Genomic DNA, 22,741 nt, shown 5'->3' with positions numbered 1-22,741 from the left:
GAGAGACCTTAGCGGCGGTGCGTATCGAGCACATGACGCCTGCGTCACGATCCGAACTGGAATGATCGAGGGGTGACCGTGACAACCGCACCCCTCGCTCCCGCCGTCCAGACCGAGCAGGCGGCACCTCATGTCGTCGTGCTGTTCGGCGCCGTCGGCGATCTGGCCCGGCGCAAGCTCATCCCGGGGATGGCCCACCTCGCGCTCTCGTCCCTCGCGCCGGACCTGCAGATCGTCGGCACCTCGCTCGAGGAGCACGACGACGCCTCGTTCCGCGCGTTCGCGAAGCTGGCCTACGACGAGTTCGGGAGCCGCTCCCTGACGCCGGCGCAGTGGGACGAGTTCGCGTCCAAGCTCCGCTACGTCCCTCAGTCCGCCGGACCGGCCGCCCTGGCCGCCGCCGTGACCGACGCCGAGGCGGTCCTCGGTCCGGACGTGAGCCGGCTGCACTACCTCAGCGTCCCGCCCAGGGCCGCGCTCTCGGTCGTGCGGATGCTCGCCGAGGCCGGGCTGGTCGAGCGATCGCGCATCATCATGGAGAAGCCGTTCGGCGTCGACCTCGAGAGCGCTGTCGTCCTCAACGCGGAGCTCCACGAGACCTTCAGCGAGGAGCAGATCTTCCGGATCGACCACTTCCTCGGCAAGGAGCCGGCGCAGAACATCCTCGCCTTCCGCTTCGCGAACGGCCTCTTCGAGCCGATCTGGAACCGCAACTTCATCGATCACGTCCAGATCGACATCCCCGAGCGCCTCACGCTCGACCGCCGAGCGGAGTTCTACGAGTCCACCGGTGCGTACAAGGACATGGTCGTCACCCACCTCTTCCAGGTGCTGGCGTTCATGGCGATGGAGCCGCCCACCGCGCTGGAGCCCCAGGCCATCAGCGAGGAGAAGAACAAGGTCTTCCGCTCGATGCGCCCGCTGAACCCCGAGAACGTGGTGCGAGGCCAGTACATCGGCTACCGCGACGAGCCGGGCGTCGCCGCCGACTCCGAGACCGACACCTTCGTCGCACTGAAGTGCGAGATCGACAACTGGCGCTGGGCCGGAGTGCCGTTCTACCTCCGCACAGGCAAGCGGATGGCCGAGGGCCAGCGCATCATCTCGATCGCCTTCCGCGAGCCGCCGAAGAGCATGTTCCCGCAGGGCTCCGGAGTCGGCGCACACGGCCCGGACCACCTCACCTTCGACCTGGCGGACGCCTCGAAGGTCTCGCTCTCGTTCTACGGCAAGCGCCCCGGTCCCGGTATGCGGCTCGACAAGCTGAGCATGCAGTTCGCGCTCCAGGAGACCGATCGCGCAGGCGACGCGCTCGAGGCCTACGAGCGCCTGATCCTCGACGCGATGCGCGGGGACCACACGCTGTTCACCACGGCGGAGGGCATCGAGCGGCTCTGGGAGGTCTCCGCGCCCCTCCTGCAGGATCCGCCGCCCGTCCGTCTCTATGCGCCCGGCTCCTGGGGGCCGAACGCGATCCACCAGCTGATCGCGCCGCACGCCTGGCGCCTTCCGTTCGAGCGGGTCTGGCGCGACAAGCGCTGACCGGGCCGCAGTGCGCCCCGCCTAGGCTGGGCGCATGGCGCGCACCGGTGAGGACCGGATCTGGACGGTCCCGAACGTCCTCAGCATGGTGCGCCTGGCCCTGGTGCCGGTGTTCCTCGTGCTCGTGGTCCTCGGCGAGGACGCGCTCGCACTCCTGACCCTCGTCGTCTCGAGCCTCACCGACTACCTCGACGGCTGGATCGCGCGCCGCTTCGACCAGATGACGCGCCTCGGCCGCGTCCTCGATCCGGCCGCCGACCGCCTCTACATCTTCGCCACCGTCCTGGGCCTCGCGGCCCGCGGCCTGGTGCCCTGGTGGCTGGTCGCCGTGCTGCTGGCCCGCGACCTCGTGCTCGTGGTCCTGGCGGTCGTCCTGGCGAACAACGGCTACGGACCGCTTCCCGTGCACCACCTGGGCAAATTCGCGACCTTCTGCCTCTTCTACGCCCTCCCGCTGATCATGCTGGGGCAGGCGTTCCCGGCCCTCGCGCCCGCCTCCCTCCCCATCGCCTGGGCCTTCGCGCTGTGGGGCGCGTTCCTCTACTGGTGGGCCGGGATCGTCTACGCCGTCCAGACGCGGGACCTCGTCCTGGGGGTCCGCACAGGTGCTCAGGGGTCCGACGAGGGTCACGATTCGGATACGCTGACCTGACAGGAGGTACGTCTTGGTCGAGCCCGTCGGTGGAGCATCATCCGCCCAGCACAATTCCGTTCCCGGTGAGCCGTCGACGGAGACGACTCTGACGTTCACCGACGACATCGGCGCCCAGCTCGCCGCGCTCGACAACCGCGCGTCCCGCGAGGAGGCCGAGGCCGTCGGCGCACTGCCCTCCGGCTCCGCGCTGCTGGTCGTGCGCCGCGGACCGAACACCGGCGCCCGCTTCCTCCTCGACACCGACTCCACGACGGTCGGCCGCCACCCCGACGCGGGCATCTTCCTCGACGACGTCACGGTCTCGCGTCGGCACGCCGAGTTCGTCCGCCGCGGCACGGCGTTCGAGGTCCACGACCTCGGCTCGCTGAACGGCACCTACTTCGACGGGGTCCGGATCGAGTCCGCGATCCTCACCGACGGCTCCGAGGTGCAGGTCGGCAAGTTCCGTCTCACCTTCTACGCGTCCCGCGCCGACCTCGTCGCCGCTCCGGACGCGTGAGCCGTGGGCCGCTCCTCCGCGCGCGCCCTCCCCACCGGCTCCGCCGCTCTGCTGAGCATCGGGCAGGTGCTGGCCAGGCTGACCACTGAATTCCCGGACGTGACCCCGTCCAAACTGCGCTTCCTCGAGGAGCAGGGGCTCGTCTCGCCGGCCCGCACCGACTCCGGCTACCGCAAGTTCTCGGGCTCCGACGTCGAGCGGCTCCGGATGATCCTCGCGCTGCAGCGCGACCACTACCTCCCCCTCAAGGTCATCCGCGGGTACCTCGACGACATCGACGCCGGACGCGAGCCCGCCCTGCCGGCCGGCGTCGGGGGTCCGAGCGCCTCGCTCCTCGGCCCCGCCACGCGGTTGACCCGCGAGGGCCTCGCGGCCGAGTCCGGTGCGACGCCCGCTCTCGTCCAGGAGGCCATCGCCGCCGGGCTCGTGCGGGGCGGCGACGTGTTCGGAGACGAGGCCGTGACGACGCTCAGGGCGCTCGTCGAGCTGGGGCGGTCGGGCATCGAGCCCCGCCACCTCCGACCGCTCCGCGTCGCGGTCGAGCGCGAGATGTCGCTCATCGAGAGCGTCGTCGCCTCCAGCGCCCGCCGCGGAGAGGCCTCGGGATCCGCCGGAGCCGCCGAGAACGCAGTGGGCCTCGCGACCCAGCTGGGCACGATCCGCGGGGCGATGGTCCGCAGCGCCCTGTCGCGGATCGCCCGCTCGTGAGGGCCGCACCGCCGGCGGACGGACGGCCGGGGCGACACGCCGCGGCGCCGAGGCCGATGTCGTTTACTCGGCCTGCGCCGGTCGGTACGGTAGGGAGCGCGTTCGGAGGATCCGGCGTCCGGATCCGAGAGGCACAGGGATGAGAGAAGTCAGCCGCGACGTCAGCGGCCAGCGCGACCTCGTCCTGTTCACCGACGGACTGCCCGAGCTCGACGCCGACGCGGGCTACCGCGGGGCCGTCGCGGCCCGCGCCGCGGGGATCACCTACCGGCAGCTCGACTACTGGGCGCGGACCGAGCTCGTCGAGCCGACCGTGCGCGGCGCGTCCGGCTCCGGCACGCAGCGCCTCTACGGCTTCCGCGACATCCTCGTGCTGAAGCTGGTCAAGCGCCTCCTCGACACCGGGATCTCGCTCCAGCAGATCCGCACGGCGGTCAACCAGCTCCGCGAGTCCGGGGTCGACGACCTCGCGCAGACGACGCTGATGAGCGACGGCGCGAGCGTCTACCTCTGCACCTCGAACGACGAGGTCATCGACCTGCTCAGCCGCGGCCAGGGCGTCTTCGGCATCGCCGTCGGCAAGGTCCTCCGCGAGGTCGAGTCGAGCCTCGTCGAGCTCGACCACCAGTCGGTCGACCCGGGCGACGAGCTCGCCCAGCGGCGCGCCTCCCGCCGCGTCGGCTGACCGCCGGCGTCTCACGACTCAGCAGCGTCCCCGGGGACTCCCGTGTCTCCTCCGCTCGCTCAGCCGATCAGGAGCGGGCGCCGCCCGACTGTCGAGTTTCCACGCCGGGCAGACACGCCGAGCGTCCGCCGACACCGCTCCCGTCACGGCTCGACCAGCGGGCACCGCCCGCGTCTCGAGACCCTGAGCCGGATGCGTCCGGCGGACCCGCGCCCCTAGGTCGCGGCGGGGACCTGCTCGCCGATGCGACCGGTGCGGATGACGCGGTCGAGCAGCAGGTCGAAGTTGTGCGCCATCTCCTGGGCGCTCTCTCCGGGCCAGACGTGGACGGGCTTCGCCGCGCCTTGCGCCTGCTGGAGAGACGTGCGCTCCGGGAGCTGCGGGCTGAGGACGAGCGGCCCGAACATGTCACGCAGCTCCTTGATCCGGAACTGGTGCTCCAGCGACTGGACGCGGGCCCGGTTGACGATGATGCCCAGCGGCTGGAGGCGCGGGCTGAGTCCGCGGCGGATCTCCTCGATCGCCCGGAGCGCCCTGTCGGCGGCGGCCACCGAGAACAGGCCCGGCTCCGTGACGACGGCGACGCGGTCGCTCGCGGCCCACGCCGTGCGCGTGAGGGCGTTGAGCGAGGGGGCGCAGTCGATCAGCACGAGGTCGTAGTCGGCCTCGACGCTCGCGAGGGCCTCCTCGAGCTTCCAGATGTCGCGGATGCTGGGGTGCGGCCCGTCGAAGTTGATCGCGGAGGGGCTGCCGATCAGCACGTCGATCGTGCCGTGGTGCTCCTTGGTCCAGCCGGAGGGGGCGATCGCCGAGCGGACGATCTTCTCCTTCGGCGACGTCAGGACGTCGGCGATGTTGAGGTGGCCGGCGACGTTGATGTCCATTCCGGTCGACACGTCGGACTGAGGGTCGAGGTCGACGACCAGCGTTCGCAGGCCCTTCGAGAACGCCGCGGATGCAAGGCCGAGCGTCACCGTGGTCTTGCCGACGCCGCCCTTGAGGGAGCTCACGCTGAGTACATGCATGGCTGACTACTTTACGTTCCTCCGGGCGGCAGAACCTAACCGTTCGCTGCACGCGCCGTCCGCGCCGCTTCCGGGGGCGGGCTGCACTAGCAGTCGGGGCGCGCTCCGACCAAGCCGCCCGGCGCGATCCGGGCCCGCCGGTACACTCGTCCTGAGCGGAAGGAGGCTCGTTCGCATGGATGAGCGCAACGACGAACAGCCCGACACCGGCACCGGTCCCACGCCGCGGACCGCCATGGACGCGGCTCGGGAATCGGGACAGTACTCCCCGCGAGCGAACGACACCGCTCCGACCCTCCTGCCCGACGGCGTGCGGATCACGCCGCCCGGCCCGCGGCGCCGCTCCACCGCCCCCGCTCCGGTCGAGGACGAGGACGCGATCGACGTCGGCCGCCTCGGCCTGCCGCCCTCGCGCTCGCACGCTCTCGTGCCGCCGGAGCCGAGTCCTGCTCCGACCCCCGCACCGGCTCCCGCGCACCCGTCTGTCGCGAACGGACCGGTCTCGGCGGGGATCCCCGCTCGAGCGGAGTCCGCCGAGAAGCCCGCGGCGTCCGAGTCCGTGGGGGAGCCCGCCGCCGTCCCCACCCGCCGCGACCGCCTCCGCGCCGAGTCCTCGAGCGCCGCTCCCGCCCCGTCCACGCCGAGTGCCGCCGTCCCGGAGTCGGCGTCGATGCTCACCCCGGACAGGCTCCTGGAGGTCAACCGCAAGACCCGCCCCGCTCCCACGGGGGGCTGGCACCGCTTCCTGTACGGCCTCACCTTCCACACGGTCAACCTCGGCGACTCCGCTAAGGTGAAGGCCTGGAAGGCGATGGACGAGCGGATCGGCCGGCAGTTCGAGGGCGGCACCCGCTTCGTCCCGGTGATGACCCGCAAGGGCGGCGTCGGCAAGACGACGGTCACGACGCTCCTGGGCATGGCCCTCGCCGACGCTCGCGAGGACCGCATCATCGCGGTCGACGCGAACCCCGACCGCGGCACCCTGGCCGAGCGCGTCCCCAAGCAGACGCGGGCGACCGTCCGCGACGTCGTGAACCGCGCGGCCGGCGTGACCGGGTTCACCGAGTTCTCGACGATGGTCTCCCGCGACGAGACCCGCCTCGACGTCCTCGCCTCCGACACCGATCCGCAGCTCTCCGAGGCCTTCGACGAGGACGACTACAACGTGGTCGCCGACCTGGTCGAGCGCTTCTACTCGATCATGCTCACCGACTGCGGCACGGGCATCGTGCACTCGGTGATGCGGCCCACGCTGCAGCGCGCCGACACGGTGGTGATCGTCTCGGGCGGCAGCGTCGACGAGGCCCGCCTCGCCTCCGAGACCCTCACCTGGCTGGACGCGAACGGCTACGGCGCCCTCGTGCGCAACGCGGTCGTCGCGCTCAACACGGCGACGCAGGGCACGAGCCTGGTGAAGCTGGAGGAGATCGAGTCTCACTTCCGCTCCCGCGTCCGGGACATCGTCCGCATCCCCTACGACCCGGTGCTCGCCGCCGGCTCCGTGGTGAAGTGGGAGCAGCTGCGCGAGGGGACGAAGGACGCCGCTCGCCTTCTCGCCGCGCTCGTGGTCGAGGGCATGCCGGTCCGACGTGTCTGAGCCCCGGGGCTCCGAAGCGGCGTCCGCCGCGTTCCAGGACCGCACCGACGGACCCGACGCGTCCACCGACGCCTTCGATCTGATCGTCATCGGGGCCGGCTCCGGCAACTCGATCGTCGGTCCGGAGTTCGACGGCCTGCGGGTCGCGATCCTCGACGACGGCGAGTGGTTCGGCGGCACCTGCCTCAACGCCGGCTGCATCCCGACGAAGATGTTCGTCCATGTCGCCGACGTGGTCACCGACGTCGACCAGGGCGGCCCGATCGGCGTCCACTCCCGCCTCCGCCGCCCCGAGTGGGCCGAGGTGCGCGACCGGGTCTTCGGCCGGATCGACGCGATCAGCGGGGGCGGGTTCGAGTACCGCGATCAGCGCTCCCCGAACGTGACCGTCCTCCGCGAGAGCTTCGGCTTCGAGTCGCTCGGAGACGGCGACCGCCCGCACGTCCTCGTCAGCGCCAGCGGTGCCCGCATCAGCGCACCGCAGGTGGTCGTGGCCGCAGGCTCGCGACCCAGGCCGCTTCTCGCGGCGTACGAGCCCGACCCCCGGATCCAGGACTCCTCCTCGGTGATGCGGCTCGACGAGCTCCCCGAGCGGATGCTGATCCTCGGCGGCGGCGCGGTGGCCGTCGAGTTCGCCCACGTCTTCTCCTCCTTCGGCACTGCAGTGACCGTCGCCGTCCGCGGCGACCGCCTCCTCCGCGCCCTCGACGAGGACGTCTCGCGCCGGTTCACCGGGATCGCCGCCGAGCGGTACACCGTGCTCACCGGAGTGAGCGCCGAGAGCGTCGACACCCGCCCCGACGGCCTCCGCGTCACCCTCAGCGACGGCGCGACGGTCGAGACCGACCTGCTGCTCGTCGCCCTCGGCCGCGACCCCAACAGCGACACGGTCGCCGCCGCCTCCGTCGGGATCGACCTGCACGAGGACGGCCGGATCAGCGTCGACACCGAGCAGCGCGTGCTCTCCGGCGGCCGCCCCGTGCCCGGCCTCTTCGCCCTCGGCGACGTGTCGTCCCGCTGGCAGCTCAAGCACGTCGCCAACCACGAGGCGCGCCTCGTGGCGCACAACCTCCTGCATCCGGGGGAGCTGCTCTCGAACACCCTCTCCCCGGTGCCCGGCGCGATCTTCGCCCACCCGCAGATCGCCCACTTCGGACTCACCGCGGCCGAAGCGCGGGACCAGGGCCTGGACGTCGTCACCGTCACCCAGGAGTACGGCTCCACCGCCTTCGGTTGGGCGCTCGAGGACGACTCCAGCGCCTGCCTCCTGGTCGTCGGACTCGACGGCGCCCTCCTCGGCGCGCACATCATCGGGCCGCAGGCCAGTATCCTCATTCAGCCGCTCGTCCAGGCCGCCAGCGCCGGCACCGGAATCCGCGGACTCGCCCGCAGCCAGTACTGGCCGCACCCCGCAGCGAGCGAAGTCGTCGAGAACGCCCTCCTGAGCGCGGAGGAGGCCCTGAGGGAGCGCACCACATGACCGAACGCCAGATCCGCATCTTCGGGGACCCGGTGCTGAAGACCCCGTCCACGACCATCGAGACGGTCGACGCCGGCGTCCGCGGCCTCGTCGAGGACCTCGTCGACAGCGTCCGCCCGCCCGGACGCGCCGGCGTCGCAGCCCCCCAGATCGGCGTCAACCTCCGCGCCTTCAGCTACAACGTCGACGGCGTCATCGGCTACATCCTCAACCCCGAGATCGTCGAGCTCAGCGGAGACCCGCAACCGGTCGACGAGGGCTGCCTCTCCGTCCCGAACCTCTGGTACCCCGCGATCCGCTACCCCCACGCGAAGGTCCGCGGCACCGACCTCGACGGCAACGAGATCGTCCTCGAAGGCGACGGCCTCATGGCCCAAGCCCTCCAGCACGAATGCGACCACCTCGACGGACGTCTCTACCTCGACCGCCTCTCCAAGGACGACCGCCGCGCCGCCATGAAGGCCGTCCGCGAATCCGACTGGTTCTGAGTGGGATTCCGAGCCGGTCCCTGCCCGGCTCGGCGCGGTCGGCTCTTCGAGGTGGGAGCGCTCTGTAGAGCGTGTCGCGTTCCGCCGACGGGAAAGCGCTGGGACGCGCTTTCCCGGATAAGGCGGCGTTGAGGGGGAGCCGGTCCCTGCCCGGCTCCGCGCGGTCGGCTCTGCGAGGTGGTGCGTTTCGTGGAGCGTGTCGCGTTCCGCCGACGGGAAAGCGCTGGGACGCGCTTTCCCGGATACGGCGGTGTTGATGGGGGAGCCGGTCCCTGCCCGGCTCCGCGCGGTCGGCTCTGCGAGGTGGTGCGTTCCGTGGAGCGTCCTGCGTTACGCCGACGGTGAAGCGCTGGCACGCGCTTCACCGGATACGGCTGCGTCGGGTTCGGAGCGGGTTCTGCGCGACTCGCGCGGGGGGCGCGCGTCAGCGGAGGGAGATGCCCTCGGTGGCGGGGGCGGCGGAGTAGACGGCGGCGATGGTGTCGGCGAAGTCGGCGAGAATGACGTTCCGCTTGATGCTCATCTTCGGAGTCAGGTGACCGCTCGCCTCCGTGAACTCGGTCGGGAGGATCACGAACTTGCGGATCGACTCCGCACGGGACACGCGCTCGTTCGCCGCGTCGACGGCCCGCTGCACCTCGGCCAGAACGACCGGGTTCACGGCCGCGTCCTCGAGCGAGAGACCCCTGTCCTGCCCGTTGTTCGCGAGCCACGTCGGCAGCATCTCCGAGTCGAGCGTGACCAGTGCGGCGATGAACGGCCGCTGATCGCCGACGACGACGACCTGTCCGACCAGCGGATTCGCGCGGATCGGATCCTCCAGCGCCGCCGGAGCGACGTTCTTGCCGCCGGCGGTGACGATGATCTCCTTCTTCCGCCCGGTGACGCGCAGATACCCGTCCTCGTCCAGCGTTCCGAGATCGCCCGTGCGGAACCACTCGCCGTCGAACGACTCGGCCGTCGCCGCCTCGTTGTTCCAGTAGCCGCCGAAGACGTCGATGCCGCGCACCTGGATCTCGCCGTCGCCCGCGATCCGGATCGAGACCCCGGGCATCGCCGGGCCCACCGAGCCGATCTTGAACCGCTCGGTGCGGTTGACCGTGGCGGGCGCCGTCGTCTCGGTGAGGCCGTAGCCCTCGAGGATCTTGATGCCGAGGCTGTGGAAGAAGTGGCCGAGCCGGTCGCCCAGCGGCGCGGAGCCGGACACAGCGAAGCGGACGTTCCCGCCCATGGCGGTGCGCAGCTTCGAGTAGACGAGCCGGTCGAAGAGGAGGAACTGCAGCTTCAGCGCGAGCGGCACCGAGCCCGCCTCGAGCGCCATCGAGTGGGCGACGGCGACATCGGCCGCGCGGCGGAAGATCTTCCCCTTGCCTCCGGCCTCGGCCTTCTGCTCGGCCGAGTTGTAGACCTTCTCGAACACGCGCGGCACGGCCAGGAGGAACGTCGGCTTGAAGGACCCGAGCGAGGGGAGCAGCTGCCTCGTGTCGGCCTGGTGCCCCACCTTCACCCCGCCGTGCACGCAGAGGATCGCGATGAAGCGGGCGAACACGTGTGCCGTGGTGATGAACAGCAGCGTCGACGCGCCGGGCTGATGGATCAGCTCCGTCAGGGCGACCGCCGAGTTGCGGCTGAGCTCGACGAAGTTCGAGTGCCGGATGATGCAGCCCTTGGGGCGGCCGGTGGAGCCGGAGGTGTAGATGATCGTCGCGATATCGGTACCGGTCGCCAGTGAGCGGCGGCGCTCGATCTCGGCGTCCGGCACGTCGACGCCGCGCGCGACGAGCTTGTCCAGATCACCCAGCCCGATCTGCCAGGCGAGGCGGACCTCGGGCAGGTCGGCGCGGATCTCGTCGAAGCGGGCGAAGTGCTCGGGGGTCTCGACGATCACGGCGTGCGCGCCGGAATCGGCGAGGTTCCACTGCACCTGCGCGGGGGAGGAGGTCTCGTACACCGGGACGAGGACCCCGCCGGCGAACCAGACGGCGAAGTCGATCAGCGTCCACTCGTAGCGCGTCCTGCAGATCAGCCCGACCTTCTCGCCCGGCTCGAGGCCGGCGGCGACGAAGCCCTTCGCGAGGGCCGTGACCTGGTCGAGGAACTCCTGCGCCGTCACGTCGCGCCAGCCCTCGCCGTCGGGAAGCGCGAAGAGCGGCCGGTCGGGCGTCTCGCGGACGCGGTCCAGCAGGAGGGCGGTCGTGTTGGCCTGGGGATCGGCCGGAACCACCAGGGGGGAATCGAACTGGTCCACGGCAACTCCTTCGGTACCTGAATGAACGTCGTCTCCACCCTACCGGCGCGGCGCAAGCTGTGGATCCGTTCAGGGTAACGATCCAGCGGTGGCTCCGCGAGGAGGTCCGACACGCGTCGCCGGGTCTCGCCGCTGAGCCGCACCGGAGCGCTCGCGGTCACTACACTCGTCCTGGCCGCCGCTCAGGGCGGTCCGCCGACGCTGCCGCGCCGGTGGCGACGGGAAGGCGGTTCGCGTGCACGCGATCGGGATCGACATCGGCGGCACGAAGATCGCCGGAGCCCTGGTCGACGAGTTCGGGGGGATCCTCCGCGAGGACCGCCGGCCCACTCCTGCCGGGCACCCCGAGCTGATCGTCGACGTCGTGGTCGAGATGGTCGAGCATCTGCGCTCCGGCCTGCTCCCGGGGGACGTCGCCGCGGTCGGAGTCGCCGCCGCCGGCTTCATCGACGCCTCGCAGTCGATCGTCTACTACGCCCCGAACATCAACTGGCGCAACGAGCCCTTCCGCGAGAAGCTCTCGGCCCGCATCGACCTGCCGATCATCATCGAGAACGACGCGAACGCCGCAGGCTGGGCCGAGTTCCGCTACGGCTCCGGCCGCCTCGTCAGCGACATGCTGATGCTCACCATCGGCACCGGAGTGGGCGGCGCGATCGTCATCAACGACCGGCTCCTGCGCGGCGGCTTCGGAGCCGCGGCCGAGATCGGGCACATGCGCGTCGTCCCCGGAGGCCTGCCCTGCGGGTGCGGCGCCCGCGGCTGCATCGAGCAGTACGGCTCGGGCCGCGCGCTCCAGCGCTTCGCCGGCGAGCTCGCCGACGCGGGCGGGATCGGCCAGGGCATCGCCGACGCCCGCGCCCGCAACGGCGGCGAGCTGAACGGCCGCCTCATCTCCGAGCTGATCACTGCAGGCGACCTGGGCGCCCTCGCGGCGCTGCGCCAGCTCGGCCACTGGCTGGGCGAGGCGGCGGCCAGCCTGAGCGCGGTCCTCGACCCGCAGATGTTCGTCATCGGCGGCGGAGTGGCGCAGGCCGGCGATCTCCTGCTGGACCCCATCCGCCAGGCCTACCTCGACAACCTCCCCGCCCGGGGCTACCACCCCGAGCCCGAGTTCCGCATCGCGGAGCTCGTCAACGACGCCGGAGTCGTGGGGGCCGCCGACCTGGCGCGCCTGCACGCGAGCTCCCTCTAGCGGCACCCGCCGCACCCGATCCGCCGCACCGCCGAGGAGCCCGATGTTCTACTGGTTCATGAAGCACATCGTCGCGGGCCCGCTCCTGAAGACGATCTTCCGCCCGTGGGTGGTCGGCGCCGAGAAGGTGCCGCAGAACGGCGGCGTGATCCTCGCGAGCAACCACCTCTCGTTCATCGACTCTGTGATCCTCCCGCTGGTGATCGAGCGGAACATGGTGTTCCTCGCCAAGAGCGACTACTTCACCGGCAAGGGCCTCAAGGGCTGGGCGACGCGGACGTTCTTCACCGCGACGGGGATGCTGCCGATCGACCGCTCCGGCGGCAAGGCGTCCGAGGCCTCGCTCAACACGGGGCTGCGCGTCCTCGCGGGCGGCCACGCCCTGGGCATCTATCCCGAGGGCACGCGCAGCCCCGACGGCCGCATGTACCGCGGCCGCACCGGAGTCGCCCGCATGGTCCTCGAGGCAGGCGTGCCCGTCATCCCGGTCGCCATGATCGACACCGCGCGCATCATGCCCATCGGCAAGCGCCTGCCGAAGCTCGGCCGCATCGGCATCGTGTTCGGGGAGCCGCTCGACTTCAGCCGCTTCGAGGGCATGGAGGGCGACCGCTTCATCCTCCGCTCGATCACCGACGAGATCATGTACGAGCTCCTCGCCCTGAGCGGCCAGGAGTACCTCGACGTCTACGCGACGTCGGTCAAGGAGAAGCGCGCGGCACTCACCCGCTGAGCGCCCGCTCGACGCCGGGGCCCCCTCCCGGCCGAGCACCCTGCCAGGCGATAAGCTCGTCAACCGCTGCCGTCCGTCCGGACGGAAGCCCTCCGCGCGCCGCTGGCGCCCGTCAGAACCGGGAACACCCTCGTGGTCATCGATCCGAACGAACCGTACGTCCTCGCCGCCCCCTCCGTGGTCGCCGGCCTGGACTATTGGCGCGAGCTCGAGATCAAGCAGCAGCCGCAGTGGCCCGACGCGGAGGCCGTGCGAGCGGCGTCCGCCGAGGTGGCCGCGCTGCCTCCGCTGGTCTTCGCCGGCGAGGTGGACCAGCTGCGCGAGCGTCTCGGAGCCGCGGCCCGCGGCGAGGCGTTCCTCCTGCAGGGCGGCGACTGCGCCGAGACCTTCGCCGGAGCGACCGCCGAGCAGATCCGCAACCGCGTGAAGACCGTGCTGCAGATGGCCGTCGTCCTGACCTACGGCGCGAGCATGCCCGTCATCAAGATGGGCCGGATGGCCGGGCAGTTCGCGAAGCCCCGCTCGAGCGACCTCGAGACCCGCGGCGACGTGACCCTGCCCGCGTACCGCGGCGACATCGTCAACGGCTACGACTTCACTCCGGAGTCGCGCGCCGCGGACCCCCGCCGCATCGTGCAGGGCTACCACACCGCCGCCTCGACGCTGAACCTGATCCGCGCCTTCACGCAGGGCGGATTCGCCGACCTGCGCCTCGTCCACTACTGGAACAAGGGCTTCACCGAGAACCCGCAGAACCAGCGCTACGAGCAGCTGGCCCGCGAGATCGACCGCGCGGTCAAGTTCATGGTGGCGTGCGGGGCCGACTTCGAGGGCATGAAGCGCACCGAGTTCTACACCGGCCACGAGGGCCTGCTGATGGACTACGAGCGCCCCATGACGCGCATCGACTCACGGACCGGCACGCCGTACAACACCTCCAGCCACTTCATCTGGATCGGCGAGCGCACCCGTGAGCTCGACGGTGCGCACGTCGACTTCCTGTCGCGCGTGCGCAACCCGATCGGCGTGAAGCTCGGCCCGTCGACCACGCCCGAGACGATGCTCGAGCTGATCGACAAGCTCGACCCCGAGCGGGAGCCGGGTCGCCTCACCTTCATCACCCGCATGGGTGCCGGGAGGATCCGCGACGCGCTCCCGCCGCTGCTCGAGGCCGTCAAGCGCAGCGACGCCCTGCCGCTGTGGGTGACCGACCCGATGCACGGCAACGGGCTGACGACGCCGACCGGCTACAAGACCCGTCGCTTCGACGACGTGGTCGACGAGGTCAAGGGCTTCTTCGAGGCGCACCGCACCGCGGGGACGCACCCCGGCGGCATCCACGTCGAGCTCACGGGCGACGACGTCACCGAGTGCCTCGGCGGCTCGGAGCACATCGACGAGGCGACGCTCGCCACCCGGTACGAGTCGGTCTGCGACCCGCGCCTCAACCACATGCAGTCGCTCGAGCTCGCGTTCCTGGTGGCGGAGGAGCTCCGGGGCCGCGCGATCTGAGCACGACCGCCGGTCGAGTCCCCGCCGGGGAGCTCGACCGGCGGCGTCAGGTGGTGATGGTGATCGACAACTGGATCGTCGTGCCGCGCTGGACGAGATCGCCGGCCTTATTGGACTGGTTCGTGACCTTGGTCAGCTCGTTCGGCGCCGCGTCGATCAGCGGGCCGAGCGTCGTCAGGGAGTAGCTCCACGACAGGTCCGCCGCCTCGAGGGCCGCCTTCGCCTCGTCGCGGTTCATCCCCACGACGTCCGGCACCGCGACCGGCTCGGGCCCCTTCGACACGACGACCGAGACGGTGTCGCCGGTCACGGCGGGTGCCTCCGGGTTCGCCTGCGTGAGGACGACGCCCGCGGCCACGGTGTCGCTCCAGTCCTCGCCGCTGCGGTCGAGGGCGAGACCGGCAGCCTCCGCCTTCGCCGTCGCGTCGTCGATCGAGAGGCCGACGACGTTCGGGATCGGTCCGAGGCTCACGACCATCGCGATGGTGCTGGTCTCCGACATCGTCTCGGGCAGCGCCGATCCGTCCGGCAGCGAGGCGGAGACGACCACACCCGCGTCGACGTCGGCGTCGAAGATCTTCGAGACGTCGCCGACGGTGAAGGACCCGCCCGTCACCGCGGCTGCCGCGTCCGCCTCCGAGAGGCCGGCGAGCGAGGGGACCGGCAGCTGGCGCGGCCCGCTCGAGACGGTCAGGGTGATGACGGAGCCCTTGTGGACCCCCTGCCCGCCGGGCGGATCGGAGCTCACCACCGTCCCCGCGGGCACGGTGAGGTCGGGCGTCTCCTGCGGCTGCACCTCGAAGCCCTGCGCCTGCAGCTGGGCCGTCGCGTCCTGCTGCGACTGGCTGACGACGTCCGGGATCGACACGATCGCCCCGGGCCCCTCGCCGAACCACCAGGCCGTCCCGCCGCCGATGAGCGCCAGGAGGAGCACGACCACCGTGAGCAGGACGCCGCGGCGCCGTCGGACGCGGCGCCTGCTCGCGAGCCGGGCGACCGTGTCGTCGTCCTCGTCGACCACGAGCACCGCTCCGGGCGCCGGCGCCGGGTCGAAGACCGACGTCTGCCCGGCCTCCGCCGGATCGAAGACGGCCGTCGCCGGCGCCGGATCGGCGACGGGCGCCGGGAGCGGGGTGACCGCCTGCGTGTCGCCGCGGCGGTCGCTCGGCGTGATGCCCATGAGCCGCTCGGCCTCGAGGAGCTGGGCGAGCATGACGCCGGCGTCGCGGGGCCGCATGTCCGGGTCGCGCTCGGTCGCCCAGAGGACGAGCTCGTCGAGCGAGGTGGGCACGGAGGCGACCGTCGCGCTGGGGTACGGGACGGAGTCGTTCGCGTGCTGGTAGGCGATCTGCATCGGCTGCTCGCCCGTGAAGGGCTGCTGGCCGGTGAGCATCTCGTAGATCATGATCCCGATGGCGTAGATGTCGCTGCGGGTGTCGGCGGTGCCGCGCGTGACCAGCTCGGGGGAGAGGTAGGCGATCGTGCCGAGGAGGGCCTGGCCGGAGGCGGTGTTGGCGGAGGCGGCGCGCGCGAGGCCGAAGTCGCCGATCTTGATCCGGCCGTCGTCGGCGAGGAGCACGTTCTCGGGCTTGAGGTCGCGGTGGAGGATCCCGGCGCGGTGCGCGGCGGCGAGCCCCGAGAGCACGGAGTGCATGATGTCCACGACCTGCTGGGCGGTCAGCCGGCCGCGCTCCTTGAGCAGGTCGCGCAGGGTGATCCCGGGGAGGTACTCCATCACCAGGTAGGCCATGTCCGAGTCCTGGCCCTGATCGAAGACGCTGACCACGTTCGGGTGGGCGAGACGGGCGGCGGAGCGCGCCTCCTGGACGAAGCGGTTCTTGAACGTCGCGTCGTCGGAGAGGTGGCCGTGCATGACCTTCATCGCCACGCGGCGCTCGAGGCGCTGGTCGTGCGCGAGGTACACCGTCGCCATGCCGCCGCGGGCGATCCTCGAGCGCACCTCGTACCGGCCGTCGACGAGACGGCCGAGGAGAGGGTCGAGCTGGCTGGTGGTCACGCGACGAGTCTAGGCAAGACCCCCGGGGGAACCGGTGAGCGACGCCCGGGCGGCGCAGGACGGGATCGGCACCTTCTCCGGGGCACCCGCAGTTGGCGGCCCCCCGGGCTCGTGGCAGTCTTGTCGCGTGACCGACTCGTCCGCTGCCCCCGCCACCTCGACCGATTCCGAGCTCGAGTGGCTGACCGTCCCCGACCTCGTCGAGCTGACCGGGCTCGGCGCCGGCCGGGTCCGCCGCCTCCTCGAGGAGCGCCACCTGCTCGGCACCCGCCGCGACGGCGTGCTGAAGGTGCCCGCTCTCTTCCTCCGCGGCGGGGAGCCGATGAGCGAGATCCGCGGCACCGCGATCCTGCTCTCCGACTCCGGCTTCACCGACGACGAGGCGGTCGACTGGATGCTGACGGTCGAGGAGAGCCTGGGCACGAGCCCGATCGTCGCCCTCCGCGCCGGCCGGAAGGCCGAGGTCCGGCGGGTCGCCCAGGCGCTGGCCTGATCCGCGGGTCCGCTCCTAGGAGGTGCGGACCGTGACCTGGGCGGCCAGCTCGCGCAGCTCCGCCACGCCCTCCGTCCGGAGCGGCGCGTCGGGGAGGACCGCCATCGCCGCGGCCACCTCCCGGCCGATGCGCTCCTCGAGCCGCTCGAGAGCGCCGCTGCCCGCGATGATCCCCTGCGCCCGCGCGATGGACGCCTCGTCGACGTCGCTCCGGCCCACGACCGCGTCGAGCTCGGTCCGCTCGCCCGGTGAGCACGCGCCGCGGGCGAGGCCGAGCAGCACGGTGCGCTTGCCCTCCCGCAGATCGTCGCCGGCCGGCTTGCCCGTCACTGCCGGATCGCCGAAGACTCCGAGGACGTCGTCGCGCAGCTGGAAGGCGATCCCGACCGGGAGCCCGAAGCGGCGCAGAGCGTCCAGCTGCGCGTCGTCGCCGCCGGCGAGGGAGCCGCCGATCACCAGGGGCGCCTCGATGCTGTACTTCGCGCTCTTGTAGACCACCACCCGCTCCGCCCGCTGCAGGTGCTCGTGCTCGGGGTGCTGCACCCACGCGCTCTCCTCGAGGATGTCGAGGTACTGGCCCAGCGTGACCTCGGTGCGCATCAGGTTGAACTCGGCGCGCGCGCGCTCGGCTGCGACGCGGTCACCGAGGGACCACTCCGCCGCGGCGAAGATCTCGTCCGACCAGACCAGGAGCAGGTCGCCGAGGAGGATCGCGGAGGAGCGGCCGAACTCGTCGCGGTCGCCGGTCCAGCCGCCGTCGGCGTGGAAGGAGGAGAAGCGCCGGTGCGCCGCGGGGGCGCCGCGGCGGGTGTCGGAGTTGTCGATCACGTCGTCGTGCACGAGGGCGGCGGCGTGGAACAGCTCCAGGCCGGCCCCCACCCTCGCGATCGGATCGGAGCCGCTCGGATGGGCCTCGCTCGAGGTGCTCGAGACCGCGTTCCAGCCCGCCTCGCAGAAGCGCGCGCGGAACCGCTTGCCCCCGCTGAGAAAGTCCCGCGAAAGGTCGCCGAGGGCGGAGACGTCCTCTCCTATGGAGCGCAGAATTGGCGTGCGCCCGGTGAGGAATTCATCGATTCGGAGCTGGACGCGATCGACCAGTCGAGAGCTGTGGTTCACCCGACCAGCCTATGCACCGAAGGTGCCTGGTGCCTGCGTCGGGCTCGGTCTACACTGAAGCGCCGCCCGACCGGTCGAGCCCAGACGCCGCCTATTCCGGTGCCGATCCCCGAAAGGATCGACGCCACACCCTGAAGGGGTCACGATGCCGCTTTCGGAACACGAGCAACGGCTCCTCGATGAGATGGAGCGGAACCTCTACCAGAACGACGCCGATTTCGTGGCGGCGGTCGGCAAGGGGCGCGGCGGCACCAACTACCGGGCGCTCGTGCTCGGCATCCTCCTCGGCATCCTCGGTCTCGCCGTGCTCGTCGCGGGCGTGGTCGTGCGCCAGCCCCTCGTCGGCATCCTCGGCTTCGCCCTCATGCTCGGCGGCGTGATCGTGGCCATGCGGCCGGCCGCCGGCGGCTCCTCCGAGCCCGGCCTGCCCGACGTCGGCCGCCCGTCGAAGCCCCGCTCGGGCAACCGTCAGGGGTCCGGCTTCATGGACCGTCTGAACGACAGGTGGGACAACCGCGGAGACGGGCGCGGCTAGCCCCCCTTCCGCTCCACCACAGGGTCGATCCTCACGGATCGGCCCTTTTTTCGTGCCCGCGGCCTCCCTTCCGCCGCATTCCTCCTCCACTTCGCCCCACTGTCGCGATTCCGCGGGAACACGCGGATGACGGGGGCCTCTGCGGCGCGCCCCGCTTCGTGCCGGGGTTGTGAGTGGGGGGAAGTGGAGTACTGTGGAGGACACACCATCCTTGGCCGGAAGAAGTGGGGGGCAGTCCGTGTTCCTCGGCACCTATTCCCCCAAGCTCGACGAGAAGGGCCGCGTGATCCTCCCCGCCAAGTTCCGCGACGAGCTCTCCTCCGGAGTCGTCGTCACGCGCGGCCAGGAGCGGTGCCTGTACGTGTTCAGCCAGGCCGAGTTCGAGGTCATGCACGAGAAGATCCGGCAGGCGCCGGTGACCAGCAAGCAGGCGCGGGACTTCCTCCGGGTGTTCCTCTCGGGCGCGAGCGCCGAGACGCCGGACAAGCAGAACCGCGTGACCCTCCCGGCCCCGCTGCGCGCCTACGCCGGCCTCGACCGCGACCTCACCGTCATCGGAGCGGGCAACCGCGCCGAGATCTGGGCGCAGGGCGCCTGGGAGACCTACCTGCAGGAGCAGGAGTCCGTGTTCTCCGACACCCAGGAGGAGGTGATCCCGGGCCTGTTCTAGGTCCTGTCGCGCGACTCCCAGCCACTCGGCGCCCGGACGCACCTTCCCCGGTGTCCGGACGCGAGGTGGATGGGGATCGGACGACAGGAACGGGAACGGCGGGACCGCCATGGCAGAGAACACTCCGAAGGACGCTCCGCGCCCGACCGAGGAGCGGCACCTCCCGGTGCTGCTCGAGCGCTGCGTCGAGCTCCTCGCTCCGGCGCTGGAGCGCGACGGGGCGGTCGTCGTCGACGCGACGCTCGGGATGGGCGGGCACTCGCTCGCGCTGCTCGAGCGCTTTCCTGGTCTGCACCTCGTAGGCCTGGACCGCGACCCCGAGGCGCTGCAGCTCGCGGGAGAGCGGCTCTCCGCCCACGCCTCCCGGATCGATCTCGTGCACGCCGTCTACGACGAGCTGCCCGACGTGCTCGACGAGCTGGGCATCGACACGATCGACGGCGCGCTCTTCGACCTCGGCGTCTCCTCGCTCCAGCTCGACGAGACCGAGCGCGGCTTCTCCTACTCCAAGGACGCGCCGCTGGACATGCGGATGGACTCGACCGCCCCGCTCACGGCGGCGAGCATCCTCGCCGACTACGACGAGACAGCGCTGCGCCGCATCTTCCACGAGTACGGCGAGGAGCGTCTCGCCGCTCGCTACGCCAAGAAGATCGTGGAGGCCCGCCGCGAGGCGCCGCTGGAGCGGTCCGGTCGTCTCGTCGAGATCATCCAGGCGGCGACCCCGGTCGCGATCCAGCGGAACGGCCACCCCGCCAAGCGCGTCTTCCAGGCGCTGCGGATCGAGGTCAACCAGGAGCTCTCCGTCCTCGAGCGGGCGATCCCCGCCGCCCTGGGGCGGATCAACGAGGGCGGGCGCATCGTCGTCGAGGCGTACCAGTCGCTCGAGGACCGGATCGTCAAGCGCGCGCTCCAGGCCGCGTCCTCCTCCACCGCTCCGGCCGGCCTCCCGATGGAGCTGCCGGAGCACCGACCCGAGTTCCGACTCGTCATCCGCGGAGCCGAGCTCGCCTCCGACGACGAGAAGGCTCGCAACCCCCGAGCGACACCCGTGCGTCTGCGCGCGGCCGAGAGGATCAGGAGCACCGCATGAGCGCCACCGCCGTCATCGACCCCGCCGTCATCGACACCGCCCGCCGGGCACGCCCCGAGGAGGAGGCGCCCCGCCCCCGCATCGAGGCCGTCCCGGCCGGCCAGGCGCAGTCGCGCCCGAAGCTCGTCTACGGGATCGTCGCGGTCGCCGGCCTCTTCGCGATCATCGTCGTCCAGCTCCTCGTGAGCGTCGGCCTCTCGCAGGGGGCCTACCAGATCTCGGCGCTGCAGACCGAGCAGAAGTCGCTCACCCGCAGCAACGCGGAGAAGCAGGACGCCGTCGACACGCTGAGCTCGCCGCAGAACCTCGCCACCGCCGCGCAGGGCTTGGGCATGGTCGCCAACACCGCGCCGGTCTACCTCCGGCTGTCGGACGGCGCCGTGCTGGGCGACCCCTCCTCCGCCGCGTCGAGCGAGGTCGCGGGCACCGCCTCCGCGCCGCTCGTGCCCAACGCGCTCGTCCCGGCTCTCCAGCCCGGCGCGAGCGCGTCGTCCCCGGCTGTCGACGGCGCGGCCGTACCGTTGCAGGGCGAGCTGCCGGCGCCCATCACGCACTGACGCACGGCGTCGCGGTCCGCCTCCCCGCGGGCACCCGCCCCGCGGGGCGCACGACGACCATCCGGACCCGACGAACGGCGGCCCGCCCGCCCGGAGCAAGAAGGACACCGCCGCAGTGAGACACCACCGCTCGAGCAGACGCCGCACAGCCGTCACGTTCGTGATCATCGTCGCCGTCGTCGGACTCTTCATCGGCAAGCTGGTGGACATCCAGATCGTGCGGGCGAACGAGCTCACCGATGCGGCCGCCCAGAACCAGTCGAACAGCGTCGTCACCTACGGCCAGCGCGGCCCCATCGTGGACCGGTCCGGGACGGTGCTCGCCGACACCACCACGCGCTACCGGCTGACGACCTCGCCGAAGAACGTGGCCGAGTTCCCGCGCGAGCTGGGCGAGGACCAGAAGGTCATGGTCAGCGTGCAGCAGGCCGCGTCCGAGATCGGCGCGGTCACCGGGCAGTCGGTCGAGCAGATCACCGGGGCGGTGGACGCCGCGCTCGCGAAGGACGCGAAGGCCAACTACCTGATCCTCGCGGAGGGACTGGACCTCGAGGCCTACCAGAAGCTCGTCGCGCTCGACATCCCGTGGACCTACTTCGAGACCCAGCAGGGCCGCAGCTACCCCAACGGCGCGGTGGCCGGCAACCTCGTCGGCTACGTCGGCGCGGACGGAGCGGCCCAGGAGGGCATGGAGTACGCGGAGAACACCTGCCTCGCGGGGCAGAACGGGTCCGAGAGCTACGAGCGCAGCGCCGACTACGTCCGGATCCCGGGCAGCACCGTCTCGGAGACCCCGGCCGTCGACGGCGGGACACTGAAGCTCACCATCGACTCCGACCTCCAGTACTACTCCCAGCAGGTCCTCTCGCAGCGCGTCGCCGAGGTCGGCGGCAGCTACGGGATCGTCGTGGTGCAGGAGGTCAAGACCGGCAAGCTGCTCGCCGTGGCCGAGACGCCGACCGTCGACCCCAACAACGTCGAGGCGAGCGCCTCCGCCGACCGCAGCTCGCGCGCCTTCCGCGCGCCGTTCGAGCCGGGCTCGACCTTCAAGCCGATGACGGCCGCGATGCTGATCGACCAGGGCCAAGCGGGGCCGACGACCCAGGTCGTCGTCCCGGACTCGTTCGAGAAGGACGGCGCCTCGTTCAGCGACGACTTCGCGCACACCCCGACGAACTACACGCTGACCGGCATCCTCAAGGACTCGTCGAACGTCGGCATCTCGATGCTCGGCTCCCGCCTGTCTGCCCAGACCCGCTACGACTACCTGCAGAAGTTCGGGCTCGGCACGCCCACCACGAGCGGCTTCCCCGGCGAGGAGGGCGGCCTGCTCGCCGACTACCAGGACTGGGACAACCAGACGAACTACACGACCATGTTCGGCCAGGGCGTCTCGGCGACCGCGGTGCAGGTCGCGAGCATCTACCAGACGCTCGGCAACGGCGGAGTGCGGCTCCCGTCGCAGCTGATCGACGGCTGCACCACGGCCGACGGCTCCGTCGTGGACGTGCCCGACGCGACGGGGACCCAGGTGGTGTCGAGCTCGGCCGCGAAGCAGGTCGTCGACATGCTCCAGACCCACTACAACGAGGGCTGGCTGGCGAACGACATCCACGTCGACGGCTACAACATCGCCACCAAGACCGGAACCGCGCAGCAGCCCGACGGCAAGGGCGGCTACTCGAAGAGCTACACCGTCTCGCTCGCCGGGCTCGCGCCGGCGGAGGACCCGGAGTACGTCGTGACGGTCACCATCGCCGATCCGGTTAAGATGAACACGTCCCAGGCGACGGCTCCCGTCTTCCAGCAGGTCATGACCCAGGTGCTCAAGACCAACCGGGTGGAGCCGTCCACGGTCCCGCCCGTCGAGTACCCCACGACGTGGTGAGCCCC

At 71.4% G+C, this 22,741-nt stretch carries 21 protein-coding genes; 17 read left to right on the top strand and 4 right to left on the bottom strand.

Annotation, left to right across the window (positions count from 1 at the left end):
* The first annotated feature begins 78 nt into the window (after window positions 1-78).
* The 5 genes from zwf (at window position 79) to C5D08_RS07290 (ending at window position 4,089) form a co-directional block, all read left to right on the top strand.
* Window positions 79-1,542 (top strand): glucose-6-phosphate dehydrogenase, encoded by a 1,464-nt coding sequence (zwf, locus tag C5D08_RS07310; RefSeq protein ID WP_104276498.1) that lies wholly within the window; start codon window positions 79-81, stop codon window positions 1,540-1,542.
* Between the two features lie 34 nt (window positions 1,543-1,576).
* Window positions 1,577-2,194 carry a CDP-alcohol phosphatidyltransferase family protein gene (locus C5D08_RS07305; RefSeq protein WP_104276459.1) on the top strand — a complete coding sequence of 206 codons (618 nt, stop codon included), beginning with the start codon at window positions 1,577-1,579 and terminating at the stop codon, window positions 2,192-2,194.
* 13 nt (window positions 2,195-2,207) lie between these two features.
* A complete protein-coding gene (locus C5D08_RS07300) occupies window positions 2,208-2,696 on the top strand; it encodes an FHA domain-containing protein (protein WP_104222573.1) in 489 nt (162 codons plus the stop codon).
* Between the two features lie 3 nt (window positions 2,697-2,699).
* Window positions 2,700-3,404 carry a MerR family transcriptional regulator gene (locus C5D08_RS07295; protein ID WP_104276458.1) on the top strand — a complete coding sequence of 235 codons (705 nt, stop codon included), beginning with the start codon at window positions 2,700-2,702 and terminating at the stop codon, window positions 3,402-3,404.
* Window positions 3,405-3,543: 139 nt separating this feature from the next.
* On the top strand, window positions 3,544-4,089 hold the full coding sequence (locus tag C5D08_RS07290) for a MerR family transcriptional regulator (RefSeq protein ID WP_104222575.1): 546 nt from the start codon (window positions 3,544-3,546) through the stop codon (window positions 4,087-4,089).
* A gap of 215 nt (window positions 4,090-4,304) precedes the next feature.
* On the opposite strand, the gene C5D08_RS07285 is transcribed toward C5D08_RS07290, so the two are convergent.
* A complete protein-coding gene (locus tag C5D08_RS07285) occupies window positions 4,305-5,114 on the bottom strand; it encodes a ParA family protein (protein WP_104222576.1) in 810 nt (269 codons plus the stop codon).
* Window positions 5,115-5,289: 175 nt separating this feature from the next.
* Here C5D08_RS07285 and C5D08_RS07280 point away from each other — a divergent pair, with 175 nt between their 5' ends.
* From C5D08_RS07280 to def, 3 genes are read left to right on the top strand one after another with little or no spacing between them, the layout of a single operon-like run.
* Window positions 5,290-6,711 carry a MinD/ParA family protein gene (locus tag C5D08_RS07280; protein WP_258067346.1) on the top strand — a complete coding sequence of 474 codons (1,422 nt, stop codon included), beginning with the start codon at window positions 5,290-5,292 and terminating at the stop codon, window positions 6,709-6,711.
* A complete protein-coding gene (locus tag C5D08_RS07275; RefSeq protein ID WP_104276457.1) occupies window positions 6,704-8,191 on the top strand; it encodes a mycothione reductase in 1,488 nt (495 codons plus the stop codon). The genes C5D08_RS07280 and C5D08_RS07275 overlap by 8 nt, the downstream gene beginning before the upstream one ends.
* Window positions 8,188-8,679, top strand: a complete 492-nt coding sequence (gene def / locus C5D08_RS07270) for a peptide deformylase (RefSeq protein ID WP_104276456.1) — start codon at window positions 8,188-8,190, stop codon at window positions 8,677-8,679. Before C5D08_RS07275 ends, def begins: the two co-directional genes overlap by 4 nt.
* Window positions 8,680-9,103: 424 nt before the next feature.
* On the opposite strand, the gene C5D08_RS07265 is transcribed toward def, so the two are convergent.
* Entirely contained in the window at window positions 9,104-10,927 is a 1,824-nt protein-coding gene (locus tag C5D08_RS07265; RefSeq protein ID WP_104276455.1) for a long-chain fatty acid--CoA ligase, read from the bottom strand.
* Between the two features lie 235 nt (window positions 10,928-11,162).
* On the opposite strand from C5D08_RS07265, the gene C5D08_RS07260 reads away from it, so the two are divergent.
* From C5D08_RS07260 to C5D08_RS07250, 3 genes are all read left to right on the top strand, one after another.
* Window positions 11,163-12,122: an ROK family glucokinase gene (locus C5D08_RS07260; RefSeq protein ID WP_104276454.1), complete on the top strand. Its 960-nt coding sequence runs from the start codon at window positions 11,163-11,165 to the stop codon at window positions 12,120-12,122.
* A gap of 43 nt (window positions 12,123-12,165) precedes the next feature.
* Complete coding sequence (locus tag C5D08_RS07255) at window positions 12,166-12,855, top strand: 1-acyl-sn-glycerol-3-phosphate acyltransferase (RefSeq protein WP_104276453.1); 690 nt, start codon at window positions 12,166-12,168, stop codon at window positions 12,853-12,855.
* Between the two features lie 177 nt (window positions 12,856-13,032).
* On the top strand, window positions 13,033-14,367 hold the full coding sequence (locus tag C5D08_RS07250; protein WP_104276497.1) for a class II 3-deoxy-7-phosphoheptulonate synthase: 1,335 nt from the start codon (window positions 13,033-13,035) through the stop codon (window positions 14,365-14,367).
* A gap of 46 nt (window positions 14,368-14,413) precedes the next feature.
* On the opposite strand, the gene pknB is transcribed toward C5D08_RS07250, so the two are convergent.
* Window positions 14,414-16,384 carry a Stk1 family PASTA domain-containing Ser/Thr kinase gene (pknB, locus tag C5D08_RS07245; RefSeq protein ID WP_104276452.1) on the bottom strand — a complete coding sequence of 657 codons (1,971 nt, stop codon included), beginning with the start codon at window positions 16,382-16,384 and terminating at the stop codon, window positions 14,414-14,416.
* A 127-nt stretch (window positions 16,385-16,511) separates the two neighbouring features.
* Here pknB and C5D08_RS07240 point away from each other — a divergent pair, with 127 nt between their 5' ends.
* The gene (locus tag C5D08_RS07240; RefSeq protein ID WP_104276451.1) at window positions 16,512-16,877 is read left to right on the top strand and encodes an Rv2175c family DNA-binding protein; all 366 of its coding nucleotides are present in this window, start codon (window positions 16,512-16,514) and stop codon (window positions 16,875-16,877) included.
* Between the two features lie 15 nt (window positions 16,878-16,892).
* Here the strand turns inward: C5D08_RS07240 and C5D08_RS07235 are convergent, their stop codons facing one another.
* Window positions 16,893-17,993, bottom strand: a complete 1,101-nt coding sequence (locus C5D08_RS07235) for a polyprenyl synthetase family protein (protein ID WP_104276450.1) — start codon at window positions 17,991-17,993, stop codon at window positions 16,893-16,895.
* 145 nt (window positions 17,994-18,138) lie between these two features.
* Between C5D08_RS07235 and C5D08_RS07230 the strand changes: the two genes are divergently transcribed.
* The 5 genes from C5D08_RS07230 to C5D08_RS07210 all read left to right on the top strand — a co-directional run bounded on the left by C5D08_RS07230 (window position 18,139) and on the right by C5D08_RS07210 (window position 22,736).
* A complete protein-coding gene (locus C5D08_RS07230) occupies window positions 18,139-18,528 on the top strand; it encodes a DUF3040 domain-containing protein (RefSeq protein ID WP_104276449.1) in 390 nt (129 codons plus the stop codon).
* 238 nt (window positions 18,529-18,766) lie between these two features.
* Entirely contained in the window at window positions 18,767-19,198 is a 432-nt protein-coding gene (gene mraZ / locus C5D08_RS07225) for a division/cell wall cluster transcriptional repressor MraZ (RefSeq protein ID WP_104222586.1), read from the top strand.
* 109 nt (window positions 19,199-19,307) lie between these two features.
* Window positions 19,308-20,291, top strand: a complete 984-nt coding sequence (rsmH, locus tag C5D08_RS07220; RefSeq protein ID WP_104255491.1) for a 16S rRNA (cytosine(1402)-N(4))-methyltransferase RsmH — start codon at window positions 19,308-19,310, stop codon at window positions 20,289-20,291.
* Window positions 20,288-20,848, top strand: coding sequence for a hypothetical protein (locus tag C5D08_RS07215; protein WP_104222588.1), 561 nt, complete (start codon window positions 20,288-20,290; stop codon window positions 20,846-20,848). Before rsmH ends, C5D08_RS07215 begins: the two co-directional genes overlap by 4 nt.
* Before the next feature lie 115 nt (window positions 20,849-20,963).
* On the top strand, window positions 20,964-22,736 hold the full coding sequence (locus C5D08_RS07210; RefSeq protein WP_258067345.1) for a penicillin-binding protein 2: 1,773 nt from the start codon (window positions 20,964-20,966) through the stop codon (window positions 22,734-22,736).
* Window positions 22,737-22,741 lie beyond the last annotated feature (5 nt).

It is taken from the genome of Rathayibacter sp. AY1B6 (assembly GCF_002932755.1).
Lineage (GTDB): Bacteria > Actinomycetota > Actinomycetes > Actinomycetales > Microbacteriaceae > Rathayibacter.
Note: the sequence above shows the minus strand (reverse complement) of the source record. Positions and strands in the feature narration are given on the sequence as shown.

What these genes read in the sequence shown, in the direction of transcription:
- C5D08_RS07305 (WP_104276459.1), top strand. Translation starts at nt 1,577, where the DNA reads ATGGCGCGCACCGGTGAGGACCGGATCTGGACGGTCCCGAACGTCCTC.
- C5D08_RS07290 (WP_104222575.1), top strand. Translation starts at nt 3,544, where the DNA reads ATGAGAGAAGTCAGCCGCGACGTCAGCGGCCAGCGCGACCTCGTCCTG.
- C5D08_RS07285 (WP_104222576.1), bottom strand. Translation starts at nt 5,114, where the DNA reads ATGCATGTACTCAGCGTGAGCTCCCTCAAGGGCGGCGTCGGCAAGACC.
- C5D08_RS07280 (WP_258067346.1), top strand. Translation starts at nt 5,290, where the DNA reads ATGGATGAGCGCAACGACGAACAGCCCGACACCGGCACCGGTCCCACG.
- def (WP_104276456.1), top strand. Translation starts at nt 8,188, where the DNA reads ATGACCGAACGCCAGATCCGCATCTTCGGGGACCCGGTGCTGAAGACC.
- C5D08_RS07255 (WP_104276453.1), top strand. Translation starts at nt 12,166, where the DNA reads ATGTTCTACTGGTTCATGAAGCACATCGTCGCGGGCCCGCTCCTGAAG.
- C5D08_RS07230 (WP_104276449.1), top strand. Translation starts at nt 18,139, where the DNA reads ATGCCGCTTTCGGAACACGAGCAACGGCTCCTCGATGAGATGGAGCGG.
- rsmH (WP_104255491.1), top strand. Translation starts at nt 19,308, where the DNA reads ATGGCAGAGAACACTCCGAAGGACGCTCCGCGCCCGACCGAGGAGCGG.
- C5D08_RS07215 (WP_104222588.1), top strand. Translation starts at nt 20,288, where the DNA reads ATGAGCGCCACCGCCGTCATCGACCCCGCCGTCATCGACACCGCCCGC.